Origin of the sequence: Pseudomonas sp. lyk4-R2A-10 (assembly GCF_030209075.1) — a bacterium.
GTDB lineage: Bacteria > Pseudomonadota > Gammaproteobacteria > Pseudomonadales > Pseudomonadaceae > Aquipseudomonas > Aquipseudomonas glycinae.
Map to the genome: position 1 here is coordinate 206,900 of NZ_JARVSR010000004.1, position 17,090 is coordinate 223,989.

The window sequence follows — 17,090 nt, forward strand, 5'->3', positions numbered from 1 at the left end:
CGCGTTACGCCAGCACTTCGCACATGCCGATGGCCGAGCAATCCACTTCGAACGGGCCGAGAAAACCGCTGGCGGTTTTCACTGGTGGGTTGCCGGCCAACAGCCCCAGCGCATTGGCCCGTTCGATGTTATGAGCAATGCTGTGGTTGGCCTCTATGGCCCTTGCCAGCCCGCCGACCGAACCCTGGCCGAATCCCAACAGGGAAGCGCCGTTGGTCATGAACGCCAGCCCGGCGATGACCCAGAGTCTGTAGCCTTTCATGCTCCGCCGACTCCCGCGAGTTCAGCTGAATCCACCGACGCGTTTTGCGAGCGGAGTTCGAACTGGATGCCGGGATGGGCGACGTCGATCGGTGCTTCGAAGCTGTGTTGCGACTGCGATGCCAGACTGACAAACAGGACCATGACCAGGTACAGACCGATGGCCACGTAGGCGCCGCGTTTGGCGGAAGTGATGATTGAACTGGCCATGATGTGTGCTCCGTGGACAATGTTTCGAGGTCCACAGAATCGATCAAAAAAGCCGGGGTAACCACTCAGGGTTTTCCATAGTAACCATCAGCTTCGTTGATTATTTAGCCGGTCTATCTCGCCGTTTGAAAATGGCTATCGCCGATCGCTGCGCAGACAAAAACTGCCCAAGGCTGCGATCTTTTGATTTTGCTTTTTGGGAAACAAGATCAAAGGATCGCAGCCTTGGGCAGTTCCAGGGCGTGACTGAAATTTCAGTGTTGAGCTTTGTGATCCAGCGCGGCGTAGAAGTTGGCGCTTTGTTGCAGGTATTTCTGGGTGTAGCTCTGGGTGTGGGATTTTTTATCGCTGATTTCAACGTTGGCGCTGGCTGGCAGAGCCACGGTGGCGGAGATGGCGGAAGCGGCGATGATCGAGAAGAGATTGAAGTTCATGGCGGTAACCCTCGTGTTCAGTTGGCTGGCTTGCCCGGTTGGGCCGTGAAGCAAACTTAACGCTCGAGGGTTGATCGCTTGAAATGCTTTGCAACATTACCTGTTATCAGCAGGATTAATACAAAGCTTCAGGCCCCGTAGACCGGGGCCTGCGGCTTATTGACGCACGAGAAACTTGAGATCGCTCGGGGCGTCCATCGGCAGTTTTTGCACGGTTTTGCCCAGCAGACCGGTCTTGCCGTCGCGCTCGACCACGACAATCTGGTTGCTCTTCTGATTGGCGATCAGCAGGAATTTGCCGCTTGGATCGAGGCTGAACTCGCGCGGGTGATCGCCTTCCACCGAACGTCGTTGCAATTCCTTGAGCTGGCCACTGGCCGGGTCGATGGCGAACACCAGCAGCTGATTGGCGGTACCGCGGTTGCTGACGTAGAGGAATTTGCCATCGGCGGACGCGTGCAGCGCGGCGGCGGCTTTGTCCGCGGTTGGCTGGCCGGCCGCCAGATCGACCAGTTGCGTCTGGGTCAGCACGCCGTCCTTGTAGTCGAATACCGCGACCTGAGCACTCATTTCCATGGTCAGCCAGGCATGTTTGCCGTCCGCGCTGAACAACAGATGACGCGGGCCGCTGCCGGCTGGCAGTTGCACCGACGCGGTTTTCGCCGGGGTCAGCGGCAGATCCGGGTTGGCTTTCGGGTCGAATTGGTAGATGAAGACCTTGTCCGCACCCAGGTCATTGGAGAACACGTAACGGCCGTCCGGCGAGGACACCGTCGAGTGCACGTGGTTCGAGGCCTGACGCTCGGGATTGACCCGGCTCGCCGGGTGCGCGCTCATCTGCACCACCGGTTTGAGCTTGCCGTCGCTGCCCACCGGCAATACCGCGAGGGTGCCGCCCGGATCTTCAACCACCGAGTAGTTGCTGACGAACAGATGGCTGGCGTCGCCGCTGAGGCTCGAATGGGTCGGCTCGTTGCCCAGGCTCTGGACCTGATTGATCAGGGTCAGCGCGTGGGTCTTCGGATCGATGGCGTAGCTGCTCACACGACCGACCGGATCTTTCTGGCCTGGGCCGTTTTCGTTGACCACGAACAACCGGCGCTGATCCTTCGACAGGGTCAGCCACGACGGGTTTTCGCTCTTGATCACTTGCAGCGGCTTGGCGTCGATCTGTCCGGTGGCGCTGTCGAAGTTCATCCGGTAGATGCCTTCGCTGGTGCCGGCGGTGTAGGAGCCCACCAAAAACTGGAAGCTCTCGGCCGAGGCACTGGAAAGTCCCATCGCGCCGACGCTGCCGGCCATCAGCAATGGCCAGAATTTACGCATGTTCATTCGACTTCATCCTCGTCGTCGGCGCTGCTCAGTACATCCCCGAGGCAGACCAGACGGTGTTCGCCGACGGTCTTGGTGTCGCTGGAAAAACCGACGATCAGCCAGCTCTGCAGGTCTTCATCAAACGTCGCCGCCGCCACCTGGGCCGGGGTGAATTCCCAGTGCTTGGCTGTTCGGCCATCGATGCATTCGATGTGCAGGTTGTCGTCTTCGTCGAGGGCGAATTCGAAAGCGTGCAGGCCGTCGATTTCGACCATACCGCAGTGTTCGAGGGCGTTGAGAAGGGTGTCGGTTACGGCAGTCATGGCAATCATGTCTTTCAGGGGGAAAGGGGCAATGATAGCTCAAAGCCCCGCGCTTGATCGCTCCCACGCCCCGCGCGGGAACGATCATGTGGCGTAAGTCAGAGGGCTTCGCGCGATGGCTTGCCGTCCACCAGCCGCTGAATGCGCAGCGGATTACCGTTTTTCAGCGGTTCCGGCAGCAGACTGTCGGGGTAGTTCTGGAAGCACACGGGGCGCAGGAAACGATCGATGGCCAGGGTTCCGACCGATGTGCCGCGAGCATCGGACGTCGCCGGATACGGCCCGCCGTGAACCATCGAATCGCACACTTCAACCCCGGTCGGGTAGCCATTGAGCAGAATCCGTCCGACCTTCTGTTCCAGCAACGGCGTCAGTTCCGGGAACAGCGCGAAGTCTGCCGGCTCGCCGATGATCGTCGCCGTGAGCTGCCCGTGCAGGCCATGCAGTGCAGCGCTCAACTGCGCCTGATCGGCCACTTCGACGATCACCGTGGTCGGGCCGAACACTTCTTCCTGAAGCACTTCATCGCCATCGATCAACAGGCTGACATCGGCCTTGAACAACTGCGGCTGCGCCTGATTGCCCTGTTGCGGATTGCCCGCCAGATGCTCGATGCCGGCGTGGGCCAGGAGTTTTTCCAAGCCTTTGCCGTAGCTGCCGAGGGTGCCGGCATTGAGCATGGTTTGCGCCGCTTGATCTCCGATCAGCGCCGCGACTTGCTCAACAAACGCGGTGAACTGTGGCGAACGGATGCCGATCACCAGACCCGGATTGGTACAGAACTGACCGCAGCCCTGCACCACCGACGCAGTCAGATCGCGAGCGACGGTGTCCGAACGCACGGCCAAAGCCTGGGGCAATACGATCACCGGGTTGATGCTCGACATCTCGGCGAACACCGGAATCGGTTGAGGGCGCGCGGCGGCCATGTCACACAGTGCCCGTCCGCCTCGCAGCGAACCGGTGAAACCCACGGCCTGAATGGCGGGATGCTTGACCAGCCATTCGCCGACGCCACCGCCGTAGATCATGTTGAACACACCGGCCGGCATGGCGGTTTTTTCCGCCGCGCGGATCAGCGCATCAGCGACGAGTTCGGCCGTAGCCATATGACCGCTGTGGGCCTTGAACACCACCGGGCAACCGGCCGCCAGCGCCGACGCGGTATCACCGCCGGCGGTGGAGAATGCCAGTGGAAAGTTGCTTGCACCGAACACCGCCACCGGGCCGAGGCCGATGCGGTACTGGCGCAGATCCGGACGCGGCAGCGGCTGACGATCGGGCAACGGCAGGTCGATGCGTGCACCGTAGAAATCACCGCGTCGCAGGACTTTGGCGAACAAGCGCATCTGGCCACTGGTGCGACCTCTTTCACCTTGAATTCGCCCGGACGGCAGTGCGGTCTCGCGGCAGACCACGGCGACGAAATCATCGCCCAGCGCATCCAGCTCATCGGCAATCGCATCGAGAAACTGCGCGCGGCGTTCGGCGCTGAGGCTGCGATACGCCGGATACGCCGCCGCAGCGGCTTTTGCGGCGGCGTCGACTTCCGCTTCCGTGGCCTGAATGAAATCGTGGGGCAGTGCTTCGCCCGTAGTGGCGTCGACGCTTTGCAGCTTGACGTTGCCCGCCGCGCTGCGACGACCGCCGATGTAGTTGTGACCGAGAATCTGAGTCATGGGATCTCCTTAAAGGGTGCCAATGCTGTCCGGTTCGAATGCCGCTGCGACCGGGGTGATGCCGTTGACCAGCGGTGCGCCGAATTCGGCCTGGCTGATCTCGAACACGTCGCCCGGCTGAGTGCGGATGCCATCGGCGAACGACAGGGTCGCGGTGCCGAAGAAGTGAATGTGCACATCGCCCGGACGCAGGAACTGGCGGTACTTGAAGTGGTGGTATTCGAGGTTCGCCAGGCTGTGGCACATGTTGGCCTCGCCGCTGAGGAACTCGTTCTGCCACAGCACTTCGCCGTCGCGCAGGATGCGGCTGGTGCCCGCCAGGTGTTGAGGCAATTCACCCGTGCGAAGTTCCGGGCCGTAGCTGCAACTGCGCAGTTTCGAGTGGGCCAGGTACAGGTAATTCTTGCGCTCCATGACGTGATCGGAGAACTCGTTGCCCACCGCAAACCCCAGGCGATACGGCTTGCCATCGTGGCCGATGATGTAGAGGCCGGCCATCTCCGGTTCCTCGCCGGCGTCTTCGGCAAACGGCGGCAGCGGGAACGGCTGACCGGGACGCACAACGATGCTGCCGTCGCCCTTGTAGAACCATTCCGGCTGCACGCCCGCCTGCCCCGCTACCGGTTTTCCGCCCTCCACGCCCCACTTGAAGATGCGCATGGTGTCGGTCATCGCCGCTTCGTCGCCAGCCTGCTGATGCATCTTGTCCCGGGCCGACGCGCTGCCGAGGTGCGTGAGGCCGGTGCCGCTGACCAGCAGGTGCGCCGGATCCGGGTGATCCAGCGGCGGCAGGATCCGCAGTTTGGCGAGCAATTCGGCGTAATCGTGGCTGATGCCCAGACCCAGGGTTTGCACTTGCTGCGCGAGGGTGCTGCCGGCCTCGATCGCGGCCAAAGCAAGATCGCGGACTGTGCGCGCATCCTGCACTTCACGCACCAGACCGCCCTCGACCACCCCGACACGGCGCTCGCCGCTACTCAATTCGAATTGAACCAGATGCATGATGTTCTCCTGTTAAAACAAATCCCGGATCGAAATCAGGTGCGCGTCGCGCCGCGCGCGCTCGCTGCAAATTGCTCGACTGGCAGCACATGCTTGCGCTCGAGCAAGCGATAGACGACACCCGTCAGAATCAGCCCGCACACCATCACCCCGGACAGGAAGTACAGGCCCGAAGCGAGGTTGCCGGTGTATTCCTTCAAGGCGCCGATCACGAACGGGCCGATGTAGCCGCCGAGGTTGCCCACCGAGTTGATCAAGGCAATCCCGGCTGCAGCACTGGCACCAGCGAAGAACCGCCCCGGCAAAGTCCAGAACACCGCCGTGCAGGAAAACAACGCGAACGCCACCAGACACAACGCCGCCAGTTGCGCCACCGGCAACGACAGCCAGGCGCTGAGGAACAGGCCGATCGCGCCCAGCACATAAAGCACCGCCAGATGGCCGTAGCGATCATTCAAACGGTCGGAACTGCGCGGAATGATCAGCAGGCCGATGATCCCGAAGATGTACGGCACCGATGACACGAAACCGGTCACCAGATCGCTGCCGCCGAACTGTTTGATCAGAGTCGGCAGCCACAAGCCCAGGCCATAGATGCTCAGAGTCACCGGCAGATAAAACAGCGCCAGCAGCAACACACGTTTGTCTTTCAACGCATGCAGCGGATTGCCGTGACGGGTCTGGCCGTATTCCTGCAGGTCCTTTTTCAGCTCGCCGGTCAACCAGTCCTTCTCGGCCTGGTCCATCCATTTCACTTGCTGCGGGCCGTCCGGCAGCCAGCGCAATACCGGCCAGGTCAGCAAGATCGCCGGGGTGCCGATGACGATGAACAGCCACTGCCAGCCATGCAGGCCGAGGATGCCGTCCATGCCCAGCAGACCGCCGGACACGGGGCCGGTGATCATCATCGCGATGGGTTGGGACAGGATGAACAGCCCGAGGATCTTGCCGCGATGGCGCACCGGGAACCATTGGGTGATGTAGTACAGAACGCCGGGAAAGAACCCCGCCTCCGCCGCGCCGAGCAGAAAGCGCATCACGTAGAAACTGTGCGGGCCCTGGACGAACGCCATGCCGATGGTGATTGCGCCCCAAGTGATCATGATCCGCGCGAACCAGCGCCGCGCGCCGAAGCGTTCGAGCATCAGGTTGCTAGGGATTTCAAACAGAAAGTAGCCGATGAAAAACAGCCCGGCGCCGAGGCCGTAGGCGGCATCGCCAATGCCGATGTCGGCGCCCATGTGCAGCTTGGCGAAGCCGACGGCGGAGCGATCCACATAGGCGATCAAGTACAGCAGGATCAGGAAGGGAATCAGTTTCAGCGTGATGCGCCGGACAAGCCGCAGTTCCTGGCTCATGAGATCGGTCTCCGATTGTTGTTTTTATGGAACCTCGGGGGACGCCTCTCGCAGAAAACCGCCAGGGCCATCCCTTCGTCGAAAATGACTATATAGTAATACTAATTGCGCAACAACACTTCCAAAGCGGCGATTTTGCGCTTATGTTTAGCCGAATCCCGTAAACAATAGTCTTACAATAAGAGAATCGATCATGTCTGATAAGAAACCCACCCTGCGCTCCGCCCAATGGTTTGGCACGGCCGACAAGAACGGCTTCATGTACCGCAGCTGGATGAAGAATCAGGGCATCGCCGACCATCAGTTCCACGGCAAGCCGATCATCGGCATCTGCAACACCTGGTCGGAACTGACCCCGTGCAACGCGCACTTCCGCCAGATCGCGGAGCACGTCAAACGCGGGGTGATCGAGGCTGGCGGATTCCCGGTGGAGTTTCCGGTGTTCTCCAACGGCGAATCGAACCTGCGCCCGACCGCCATGCTCACCCGCAACCTGGCGAGCATGGACGTCGAGGAAGCGATTCGCGGCAACCCGATTGACGGCGTGGTGCTGCTGACCGGTTGCGACAAGACCACCCCGGCCCTGCTGATGGGCGCGGCCAGTTGCGACGTGCCGGCGATCGTCGTCACCGGCGGGCCGATGCTCAACGGCAAGCACAAGGGCAAGGACATCGGTTCCGGCACCGTGGTCTGGCAGCTCAGCGAACAGGTCAAGGCCGGCACCATCACGATTGACGATTTCCTCGCGGCCGAGGGCGGCATGTCCCGTTCGGCCGGCACTTGCAACACCATGGGCACCGCGTCGACCATGGCCTGCATGGCCGAAGCACTGGGCACTTCCCTGCCGCACAACGCGGCGATTCCGGCGGTGGATGCGCGACGTTATGTGTTGGCGCACATGTCCGGCATGCGTGCGGTCGAGATGGTGCGTGAAGACTTGAAGCTGTCGAAGATCCTGACCAAGGAAGCCTTCGAAAATGCGATCAGGGTCAACGCAGCCATTGGCGGTTCGACCAACGCGGTGATCCACCTCAAAGCCATCGCCGGGCGCATTGGTGTCGAGCTGGATCTGGACGACTGGACGCGCATCGGTCGTGGCATGCCGACCATCGTCGACCTGCAACCGTCCGGGCGTTTCCTGATGGAAGAGTTCTACTACGCGGGCGGCCTGCCGGCCGTGCTGCGGCGTCTTGGTGAAGCCAATCTGATTCCCAATCCGAACGCGCTGACCGTCAACGGCAAATCCATCGGCGAGAACACCAAGGACGCACCGATCTATGGCGAGGACGAAGTGATCCGCACCCTCGACAACCCGATCCGCGCTGACGGCGGGATCTGTGTGTTGCGCGGCAACCTGGCGCCGCTGGGCGCAGTGCTCAAACCGTCAGCCGCCACGCCGGAACTGATGCAGCACCGTGGCCGCGCCGTTGTGTTCGAGAACTTCGACATGTACAAGGCGCGGATCAACGACCCGGAACTGGACGTCGATGCGAACTCGATTCTGGTGATGAAGAACTGCGGGCCGAAGGGTTATCCGGGCATGGCCGAAGTCGGCAACATGGGCTTGCCGGCCAAGCTGCTGGCGCAGGGCGTGACCGACATGGTGCGCATCTCCGACGCGCGGATGAGCGGCACGGCTTACGGCACCGTTGTGTTGCACGTTGCCCCAGAAGCCGCAGCGGGCGGGCCTTTGGCGGCGGTGAAGGAAGGTGACTGGATCGAGCTGGACTGTGCCAGCGGGCGTCTGCATCTGGATATTCCGGACGCTGAACTGGCAGCGCGGATGGCGGATCTGCAACCGCCGCAGCAGCTGTTGGTGGGAGGGTATCGTCAGTTGTATATCGACCATGTGCTGCAGGCGGATCAGGGTTGCGATTTCGACTTCCTGGTAGGTTGCCGAGGGGCTGAAGTCCCGCGCCATTCCCACTAACACCGTCATCCCCTTGTGGGAGCCAGCCTGCTGGCGATGGCGATCTGTCAGTTGATATTCATATTGACTGATACACCGCTATCGCGAGCAGGCTCGCTCCCACATTGCTATGATGCGCGGCATCTCCATCGCTCAGGATCGCGCCACTCCCCATGGATTACCGCAAACCTTCCGACCGTAAAAGCATGCACTCGCGCATCGTCCAGGAACTGGGCATGCAGATTGTTTCCGGACGCTTTCTGCCCTGCGACAAACTGCCCGCCGAAGCCCTGCTCTGCGAGGAGTACGCGGTCAGCCGGCCGGTGTTGCGCGAAGCCACGCGAGTGTTGGTCGCCAAGGGCCTGGTGTATTCCAAACCCCGCGTCGGCACCGTGGTCAAGCCGCGCCGCGAATGGCACATGCTCGACCCGGACGTGCTGCACTGGCTGATGCAAAGCAGCCCGCAGAACGAGTTCTTCAACGTCCTGACCAGCGTGCGCAGCATCATCGAACCGGCCGCCGCCGCCCTCGCCGCCCAGCACGCCACCGATGCCGACATTGCGTCGATTGCCGAGGCTTACCAGCGCATGGAAGCGGCCCCAACGCCTGAGGCGTTGCTGCAGCCGGATCTGGACTTTCACAGCCGGATTGCCGACGCGACCCACAACGATTTGCTGGCCAACCTGTGCAACATGCTTGCGGTGGCGATTGCCGAGGCGCTGAAGCACTCCAACCAGCGGCCGAACCTGCATGAGCTGGCGTTGCCTCGACACAAGGCGATTTTGACGGCGATCGAGAATCGGGATGCGTTGGGGGCGCGGCATGCGACGTTGGTGCAGCTGGATGATGCGCGCAGTGCGCTTAGCGCCGTGCTAGGCACTGAACTTTCCTAAGCCTAGAGACCGCTTGCCCTCACCGCAGGCGTAAAAAAGCCGCAACCCAAAGATTGCGGCTTTTTCGTTTCAGCCAAATGGATCAGTGAGCAAACAGAGAATTGCCCTTCTGCCCCGCGAGTTTCTCCGGCTTGATCAGGAACTTCGCCAGTGCCGGCAGCAGCCACAGCGCACCGAACATGTTCCACAGCAGCATGAAGGTCAGCATCAGGCCCATGTCGGCCTGGAACTTGATCGCCGAGAAGATCCAGGTGCACACGCCGATGGCCAGGCACAGACCGGTGAACAGCACCGCTTTACCGGTGGATTTGAGGGTCTGGTAATAGGCTTCCTGCAACGGCAGGCCGGCACGCAGGAAACTTTCCAGGCGGCTGTAGATGTAGATGCCGTAGTCCACGCCGATCCCCACGCCCAGCGCCACCACCGGCAGCGTCGCCACTTTCACGCCGATGCCCATGAACGCCATCAGCGCGTTGCCCAGCACCGAGGTCAGCACCAGCGGCAGCACGATGCACAAGGTCGCCGCCCACGAGCGGAAGGTGATCATGCACATGACCGCCACGCAGATGTACACCAGGATCAGGATGGTCAGCTCGGACTTCTTGATCACCTCGTTGGTAGCCGCCTCGATCCCGGCGTTACCGGCGGCGAGGATGAATTCCAGGCCTTCCTTGTTGTTTTCCTTGGCGAAGTCCTGCACCGCATGCACTGCGCGGTCGAGGGTTTCAGCCTTGTGGTCGTTGAGGAACACCAGCACCGGCGCCAGCGAGCAACTGTTGTTGTACAGGCCGTCGGCCCGGGCGATGGAGTTGTTCAGCACGTCCGGGTTGCGCGACAGGGTTTCCCATTTCAGGTTGCCCTCGTTCATGCCCTTGATCATCTGCTTGGACACGGTCACCAGCGAGATGGCCGACTGCACGCCCTCGGTGTTCTGCATCTTCCACATCAGCTCGTCGATCGGCGCCATGGCTTCATAGCGCGAGCAGCCTTCGGACTTGGTCTTGACCATCACCACCAGCACGTCGGAGCTGGTCGAGTAGTTGCTGATGATGAAGTTGTTGTCCTTGTTGTAGCGCGAGTCTGGACGCAGTTCCGGCGCACCCTGGTCGAGGTCGCCGATCTTCAGGTTCTGGCTGTACCAGAGGCCGCCACCGAAGGCGACCAGCGCCAAAGCGATGGAGATCGGGGCGACTTTCGGGTTGGCGAAGTTCGACAGCAGGCGCCAGAACGGATGTTCGCGGTGCGCGTCCTTCTTGCTCTTGGCGATGGCGCGCTTGCTGATGCCGACATAGGAAATCGCCACCGGCAGCAGGATCAGGTTGGTGAACACGATCACCGCCACGCCGATGGAGGCGCCGATGGCCAATTCGCGGATCACGCCGATGTCGATGATCAACAGCGTGATGAAGCCGACGGCGTCCGCCAGAATCGCGATCATCCCCGGCAGGAACAATTGACGGAAGGTCCGCCGTGCGGCGGTCAGGGCGTTGTCCGCCTCGCCGGATTGCAGGGCGATCCCGTTGATTTTCTGCACGCCGTGGGAAATGCCGATGGCGAAGATCAGGAACGGTACAAGCATCGAATACGGATCGAGGCCGAACCCGAAGAAGTGCATTAACCCCAACTGCCAGACCACCGCCACCAGCGTGGTGCTCAACACCGCCACGGTGCTGCGCAGGCAGTTGGTGAACCACAGCAGCAGGATCAGAGTGATGACGAAAGCGATGCCGAAGAACATCACCACCATCACCAGGCCGTCGATCAGGTCGCCGACCTTCTTGGCGAAACCGACAATGTGGATCTTGACGTTGGGGTTCTGCGCTTCGAACTTGTTGCGGATCTTGTCTTCGAGCTCATGGGAGAACTGGCGATAGTCCAGCGCCAGCAGCTTGCCCTGGTCCTGCGGGTCCGGGTAGGACTCCAGCAGCGGGATGTCGACGATGCTCGACTTGAAGTCGTTGGCCACCAGACGCCCGACCTGACCGGACTTGAGCACGTTGTTGCGCAACAGATCGAGGCTGTCCTGGGAGCCGTTGTAGCTCTGCGGGATCACTTCGCCGCCGGCAAAACCTTCCTCGGTGACTTCGGTCCAGCGCACGCTCGGGCTCCACAGCGACTTGAGGCCGGAACGGTCGACGCCGGAGATGTAGAACACCTCGTCGTTGATCTGACGCAGGGTCTCCATATACTCCTTGGAGAAGATGTCGCCATCCTTCGCTTCCACCGAAATGCGTACGGTATTGCCCAGGTTCGCCAGATCGTTGCGGTGCTCCATCATCTTTTCAATGAACGGATGCTTGAGCGGGATCATCTTTTCGAAACTGGTGGACGGACGGATCAGCGTGGCCTGCCAGAACAGGAAAATGCTGACCAGCAGGCAGATCACGATCACTGCCGGGCGGTTGTTGAAGATCAGGCGCTCGAGAAACGTCGCCTTGTCCTGATGATGAGTGCTCAAGGAAGTCATAGCCCCGCCTTCTTATTATTGATTCGGCTCATTTGCCCAGCTCGGCGCCGTTCGACGAAGTGACCCGAACGCCACCCTGCCCGCTCAGGATCAGATTGCCGTTGCCGGCGGCGGTGACCGACGACAGCGAGATGCGATCCGGACGGTTGAATACGCTGAAGGTTTCGCCGTTGTCACTGCTGCTGACCACCGAGCCGCCGTTGCCGACGATGACGATGGAGCCGTCTTCGAGCAGTGTGGCGCCGGACAGGCCGAACTCCAGCGAACCGCGCGCAGCTTTCAGTTCGACCTGCTCCCAGGTGCTGCCGAAATCGGTGGAGCGGTAAAGGTTGCCGCGCAGACCGTAAGCCAGCAGGGTTTGCGGTTGCGCCGTGCCGATCACGCCGAACAGCGAGCCTTCGTACGGGCCTTCGAGTTTTTCCCAGGTCTGGCCCCAGTCGGCGGAGCGGAACATGCTGCCCGACTCGCCGACGATGAACAGGCCGGCGTCTTTTACCGAAGCGATGGCGTTGAGGTGGAACTGGTCTTCGTTGTCGAGGCGATCGCTGACGTCTTCCCAGTTTTTGCCGCCGTCGGTGGTTTCCAGCAGCGCGCCGTAGGCACCCACGGCCAGACCACTGTTGACGTCCTTGAACCAGACGTCGAGCAGCGGCGATTCGCGCTTGAGGTCTTCGAACTGTTTGGTCCAGGTCAGGCCGCCGTCTTCGCTGGCGAGGATCTGCGCGTCGTGGCCGACGGCCCAGCCGTGCTTGTCATCGACGAAATACACGGCGGTCAGCAACTGGCGGCTCGGCACTTTCGCCTGGGTCCAGGTCTTGCCCTTGTCGTCGGAATAGAGAATGTGCCCGCGATCCCCGACCGCCACCAGCCGGGTTCCGGCGTGAACGACATCGAGCATCAGGCTTTTCGAGGCCTTGGCCGATTCGGTGGAATAGACCACATCGGCAGGCGCTTCGGCGGCGAGAACCGGCGCCGACAATGTGGCAAAGCCCAGCAGAGAGAGTGCTGTGGCCAGCAACGCGGTGTTGCGTAACGCCGGCGGGCGGCAACGACTCATAGACCTTCCCCTGTTTATTATTGTTGGTCATGGACCTTAAAGGGCGCCGCAAGGGTGCTCACGGTGACTGCCTGGTCACAAGCATAGTCCTGAAACCCGCCATCCAGAGCCCCTTCGGAAGCTGGCTCATCCTATCGGGCATTCGAAACGTCTGACAATCGGCGCAACGTTATCTTTTGTTAACCGAAAGGGACTACAGCGGCAGCTGAATGCGCGGGCATTCGTCCGACTGATGGCAGGGATTCTTGCGAGGGGGACTTGCACGATCGGTATTATGGTATACCATCAGACGCACAGACACTCTTTATCCCCTACGGAGCAGCTCATGAGTTTCGAAATCCGCAAGATCGTCAGCTATGTCGAAGAGACCTTCATTGAAGGCGGCAAGGCGTCCGACACCCCTGTGACCATGGTCGGGCTGGCCGTCGTGATGAAGAACCCGTGGGTCGGCAATGGCTTTGTCGAAGACCTCAAGCCGCAGATCCGCGCCAATTGCTCCGACCTCGGTGCGATGATGGTCGAGCGTCTGGTGGGCATCATCGGCGGCGCCGAGAAGATCGAGGCCTACGGCAAAGCCGCGGTGGTCGGCGCTGATGGCGAAATCGAGCACGCATCGGCGGTGATCCACACCCTGCGGTTCGGCAACCACTACCGTGAAGCGGTCAAGGCCAAGAGCTACCTGAGCTTCACCAACAAGCGCGGCGGCCCGGGCACTTCGATTCAGATCCCGATGATGCACAAGGATGACGAAGGCCTGCGCTCGCACTACATCACCCTGGAAATGCAGATCGAAGACGCCCCGCGCGCCGACGAAATCGTCGTGGTGCTCGGTTGCGCCGACGGTGGTCGCCTGCACCCGCGCATCGGCAACCGCTACATCGATCTGGAAGAACTGGCCGCCGAAAAAGCCCAGTAATCACAATAAAAAAGGCATTGCAGGAGCGCTCCATGATTCGGCTCACCGCTGAACTCACCCCGGCCGGCACCAGTTATCTGGCGACAGGCATTGGCCAACCCGTGGTGTTGATCCACGGCGTGGGCTTGAACAAAGAAATGTGGGGCGGCCAGATCGTTGGCCTGGCCACGCAATACCAGGTGATCGCCTACGACATGCTCGGCCATGGCGCCAGCCCGCGACCGGCCAGCGGCACCGCCCTGCTCGGCTATGCCGATCAGTTGCTGGAGCTGCTCGACCACCTGCAATTGCCCGAGGCATCGGTGATCGGCTTTTCCATGGGCGGTCTGGTGGCGCGGGCGTTTGCCCTGCATTACCCGGAACGCCTGAAAAGCCTGGTGGTGCTCAACAGCGTGTTCAACCGCAGCGAAGAGCAGCGCGCCGGGGTCATCGCCCGCACTGCGCAGGCCGCCGAGCACGGGCCGGACGCGAATGCCGAAGCGGCGCTGTCGCGCTGGTTCAGCCGCGAATATCAGGCGGCCAACCCGGCGCAGATCGCTGCGATCCGCCAGACCCTGGCCGGCAATGATCCGCAGGGCTACCTGACCACCTACGAACTGTTCGCCACCCAGGACATGTACCGCGCCGACGACCTGGGCAGCATTCAGGCGCCGACGCTGATCGCCACTGGTGAACTGGACCCCGGATCGACCCCGGAAATGGCCGAGCAACTGGCCGCGCGCATTCCCGGCGCGAAGGTTGCCGTGCTGCCCGAGCAACGGCATATGATGCCGGTAGAGTCGCCACGGCTGGTGAACCAGACGCTGCTGGAATTTCTCGACACCGCACACGCCCGACAAAACCATATAAAGGGGATCGTTGCATGACGCTCGCACGCTTCCAGATGTGCATCGGCGGAGAATGGGTCGACGCCCTCTCCGGCAAGACTTTCGAAAGCCTCAACCCGGCGCTGGCCGAACCCTGGGCCGAACTGCCCGACGCTGACGAAGCCGACGTCGAACGCGCGGTGCAGGCCGCACAAACTGCTTTCGACAGCCCGGCCTGGCGTGGTTTGACCGCAACCGCGCGCGGCAAACTGTTACGTCGGCTCGGTGACCTGATCGCCGAAAACAAGGAACAACTGGCGCAACTGGAAAGCCGTGACAACGGCAAACTGATCCGCGAAACCCGGGGTCAGGTCGGTTATCTGCCGGAGTTTTTCCACTACACCGCAGGCCTTGCCGACAAGCTCGAAGGCGGCACCCTGCCGCTGGATAAGCCCGATCTGTTCGCCTACACCGTGCACGAAGCCATGGGTGTGGTCGCCGCGATTATTCCCTGGAACAGCCCGCTTTACCTGACCGCGATCAAACTGGCACCGGCGCTGGCTGCCGGCAATACCATTGTGATCAAGCCGTCCGAGCATGCCTCGGCAACCATTCTGGAACTGGCGCGCCTGGCCCTCGAAGCCGGGATTCCGCCGGGCGTGGTCAACGTCGTCACCGGCTACGGACCGAGCACCGGCGCCGCACTCACCCGTCATCCGCTGATCCGCAAGATCGCCTTCACCGGCGGCGCGGCCACGGCCCGACATGTGGTGCGCAGCAGCGCCGAGAACTTCGCCAAGTTGTCGCTGGAACTGGGCGGTAAATCGCCGAACATCATCTTTGCCGACGCCGATCTCGACAGCGCGATCAACGGTGCGATTGCCGGGATCTACGCGGCGTCCGGGCAGAGTTGCGTATCCGGTTCGCGACTGCTGGTGCAGGACGAAATCTACGACGAGTTCGTCAGCCGACTGGTGGAGCGCGCCCAGCGCATCCGCATCGGCAACCCGCAGGACGACAGCAGCGAAATGGGCCCGATGGCTACCGCGCAGCAACTGGCGGTGGTTGAGGGTCTGGTGGCTGATGCGATTGCCGAAGGCGCGCGTCTGCGTCTGGGCGGCAAGCGGCCGAGCGGCGTCGGTGACGGCTGGTTCTACGAACCGACGCTGTTCGAATGCGACCGCAATTCGATGAAGATCATGCAGGAAGAAGTGTTCGGTCCGGTGGCTTCGGTGATCCGTTTCAAGGATGAAGCCGAAGCGCTGGCGATTGCCAACGACTCGCAGTTCGGCCTCGCTGCCGGCATCTGGACCCGCGATCTGGGCCGCGCCCATCGCCTGGCCCGGGACGTGCGTTCGGGGATCATCTGGGTCAACACCTACCGCGCGGTGTCGGCCATGGCACCGATCGGCGGCTTCAAGAACAGTGGCTATGGACGCGAAAGCGGCATCGATTCGGTGCTGGCCTACACCGAACTGAAAACGGTGTGGATCAACCTCTCCCAGGCGCCGATGCCTGATCCGTTTGTGATGCGTTAGGAGTCCTGCGACATGATCGAACCCGGCATTTACAAAGACGTCATGAGCTCGTTTCCGTCCGGGGTCACGGTGGTCACCACCCTCGACCCGGACGGCGGCATCGTCGGCATCACCGCCAGCGCCTTCAGTGCGCTGTCGATTGATCCGGCGCTGGTGCTGTTCTGCCCCAACTACGCCTCCGACACCTACCCGGTGCTGCGCGACAGCAAGAAGTTCGCGATCCATTTGCTGTCCGCCGACCAGACCGCCGAGGCCTACGCCTTTGCCGGCAAGGGCAAGGACAAGGCCAACGGCATCGAGTGGCATTTGAGCGAACTGGGTAACCCGATCCTCGCCAAGGCCACGGCGATCATCGAGTGCGAACTGTGGCGCGAATACGACGGTGGCGATCACGCGATCATCGTCGGCGCGGTAAAGAACCTGATCCTGCCGGAGCAACCGGTGACGCCGATGATCTATCACAAGGGCAAGCTCGGCGCGTTGCCGACACTGGGTTGAGCGGAGAAACACATGAGCAACGAAAAGTACGAGCAAGGCCTGAAGATCCGCACCCAGGTGCTGGGCGAAGCCTATGTGCAGCGCTCGATCGAGAACGCCGACGACTTCACCCGCCCGCTGCAGGAAATGGTCACCGAATACTGCTGGGGCCACGTCTGGGGACGCGAGGGTCTGTCGCTCAAGGAGCGCAGCATGATCAACCTGGCGATGATCTCGGCGCTCAACCGCCCGCATGAACTGAAACTGCATGTGCGCGGCGCCTTGCGTAACGGCCTGAGTCGTGAGCAAATACGCGAAATTCTGCTTCAGGTCGGTATTTATTGCGGCGTCCCGGCAGCCGTGGACAGTTTCCGGCTCGCCCGTGAAGCCTTCGCCGAAGCCGACGCCGAGGCCTCCAGTTAACCCCTCGGCTGTTTTGATGCCCG

At 61.7% G+C, this 17,090-nt stretch carries 17 protein-coding genes; 7 read left to right on the top strand and 10 right to left on the bottom strand.

Annotation, left to right across the window (positions count from 1 at the left end; translation table 11 throughout):
* Positions 1 to 4 precede the first annotated feature (4 nt).
* The 8 genes from QRN46_RS08440 to QRN46_RS08475 all read right to left on the bottom strand — a co-directional run bounded on the left by QRN46_RS08440 (position 5) and on the right by QRN46_RS08475 (position 6,581).
* Entirely contained in the window at positions 5 to 262 is a 258-nt protein-coding gene (locus QRN46_RS08440; RefSeq protein WP_011334600.1) for a hypothetical protein, read from the bottom strand.
* The gene (locus QRN46_RS08445; RefSeq protein ID WP_011334601.1) at positions 259 to 471 is read right to left on the bottom strand and encodes a hypothetical protein; all 213 of its coding nucleotides are present in this window, start codon (positions 469 to 471) and stop codon (positions 259 to 261) included. Before QRN46_RS08445 ends, QRN46_RS08440 begins: the two co-directional genes overlap by 4 nt.
* Before the next feature lie 254 nt (positions 472 to 725).
* Positions 726 to 905, bottom strand: coding sequence for a hypothetical protein (locus tag QRN46_RS08450; RefSeq protein ID WP_011334602.1), 180 nt, complete (start codon positions 903 to 905; stop codon positions 726 to 728).
* Positions 906 to 1,061: 156 nt separating this feature from the next.
* Positions 1,062 to 2,237 (bottom strand): lactonase family protein, encoded by a 1,176-nt coding sequence (locus QRN46_RS08455; RefSeq protein ID WP_285354525.1) that lies wholly within the window; start codon positions 2,235 to 2,237, stop codon positions 1,062 to 1,064.
* Complete coding sequence (locus QRN46_RS08460; protein ID WP_285354526.1) at positions 2,234 to 2,542, bottom strand: DUF5629 family protein; 309 nt, start codon at positions 2,540 to 2,542, stop codon at positions 2,234 to 2,236. Before QRN46_RS08460 ends, QRN46_RS08455 begins: the two co-directional genes overlap by 4 nt.
* Before the next feature lie 98 nt (positions 2,543 to 2,640).
* The gene (locus tag QRN46_RS08465) at positions 2,641 to 4,221 is read right to left on the bottom strand and encodes an aldehyde dehydrogenase (NADP(+)) (protein ID WP_285354527.1); all 1,581 of its coding nucleotides are present in this window, start codon (positions 4,219 to 4,221) and stop codon (positions 2,641 to 2,643) included.
* Positions 4,222 to 4,230: 9 nt separating this feature from the next.
* Positions 4,231 to 5,223, bottom strand: a complete 993-nt coding sequence (araD1, locus tag QRN46_RS08470) for an AraD1 family protein (RefSeq protein ID WP_285354528.1) — start codon at positions 5,221 to 5,223, stop codon at positions 4,231 to 4,233.
* Positions 5,224 to 5,258: 35 nt separating this feature from the next.
* The gene (locus tag QRN46_RS08475; RefSeq protein WP_201819208.1) at positions 5,259 to 6,581 is read right to left on the bottom strand and encodes an MFS transporter; all 1,323 of its coding nucleotides are present in this window, start codon (positions 6,579 to 6,581) and stop codon (positions 5,259 to 5,261) included.
* Positions 6,582 to 6,774: 193 nt separating this feature from the next.
* On the opposite strand from QRN46_RS08475, the gene QRN46_RS08480 reads away from it, so the two are divergent.
* Entirely contained in the window at positions 6,775 to 8,511 is a 1,737-nt protein-coding gene (locus QRN46_RS08480) for an IlvD/Edd family dehydratase (protein ID WP_011334608.1), read from the top strand.
* Between the two features lie 152 nt (positions 8,512 to 8,663).
* Positions 8,664 to 9,383, top strand: coding sequence for a FadR/GntR family transcriptional regulator (locus QRN46_RS08485; protein ID WP_201819207.1), 720 nt, complete (start codon positions 8,664 to 8,666; stop codon positions 9,381 to 9,383).
* Between the two features lie 82 nt (positions 9,384 to 9,465).
* On the opposite strand, the gene QRN46_RS08490 is transcribed toward QRN46_RS08485, so the two are convergent.
* Entirely contained in the window at positions 9,466 to 11,850 is a 2,385-nt protein-coding gene (locus tag QRN46_RS08490) for an efflux RND transporter permease subunit (protein WP_007957414.1), read from the bottom strand.
* Positions 11,851 to 11,878: 28 nt separating this feature from the next.
* Positions 11,879 to 12,907: a WD40/YVTN/BNR-like repeat-containing protein gene (locus QRN46_RS08495; RefSeq protein WP_201819205.1), complete on the bottom strand. Its 1,029-nt coding sequence runs from the start codon at positions 12,905 to 12,907 to the stop codon at positions 11,879 to 11,881.
* A 325-nt stretch (positions 12,908 to 13,232) separates the two neighbouring features.
* On the opposite strand from QRN46_RS08495, the gene QRN46_RS08500 reads away from it, so the two are divergent.
* The 5 genes from QRN46_RS08500 to QRN46_RS08520 are packed head-to-tail and all read left to right on the top strand — an operon-like array spanning position 13,233 to position 17,067.
* Complete coding sequence (locus QRN46_RS08500; protein ID WP_007957412.1) at positions 13,233 to 13,823, top strand: amino acid synthesis family protein; 591 nt, start codon at positions 13,233 to 13,235, stop codon at positions 13,821 to 13,823.
* A 32-nt stretch (positions 13,824 to 13,855) separates the two neighbouring features.
* Positions 13,856 to 14,689 (top strand): alpha/beta fold hydrolase, encoded by an 834-nt coding sequence (locus tag QRN46_RS08505; RefSeq protein ID WP_201819203.1) that lies wholly within the window; start codon positions 13,856 to 13,858, stop codon positions 14,687 to 14,689.
* Positions 14,686 to 16,167, top strand: a complete 1,482-nt coding sequence (locus tag QRN46_RS08510; protein ID WP_085603065.1) for an aldehyde dehydrogenase — start codon at positions 14,686 to 14,688, stop codon at positions 16,165 to 16,167. Before QRN46_RS08505 ends, QRN46_RS08510 begins: the two co-directional genes overlap by 4 nt.
* A gap of 12 nt (positions 16,168 to 16,179) precedes the next feature.
* A complete protein-coding gene (locus QRN46_RS08515; RefSeq protein ID WP_007957406.1) occupies positions 16,180 to 16,665 on the top strand; it encodes a flavin reductase family protein in 486 nt (161 codons plus the stop codon).
* A gap of 12 nt (positions 16,666 to 16,677) precedes the next feature.
* Positions 16,678 to 17,067 (top strand): carboxymuconolactone decarboxylase family protein, encoded by a 390-nt coding sequence (locus tag QRN46_RS08520; RefSeq protein ID WP_007957404.1) that lies wholly within the window; start codon positions 16,678 to 16,680, stop codon positions 17,065 to 17,067.
* Positions 17,068 to 17,090: the final 23 nt, after the last annotated feature.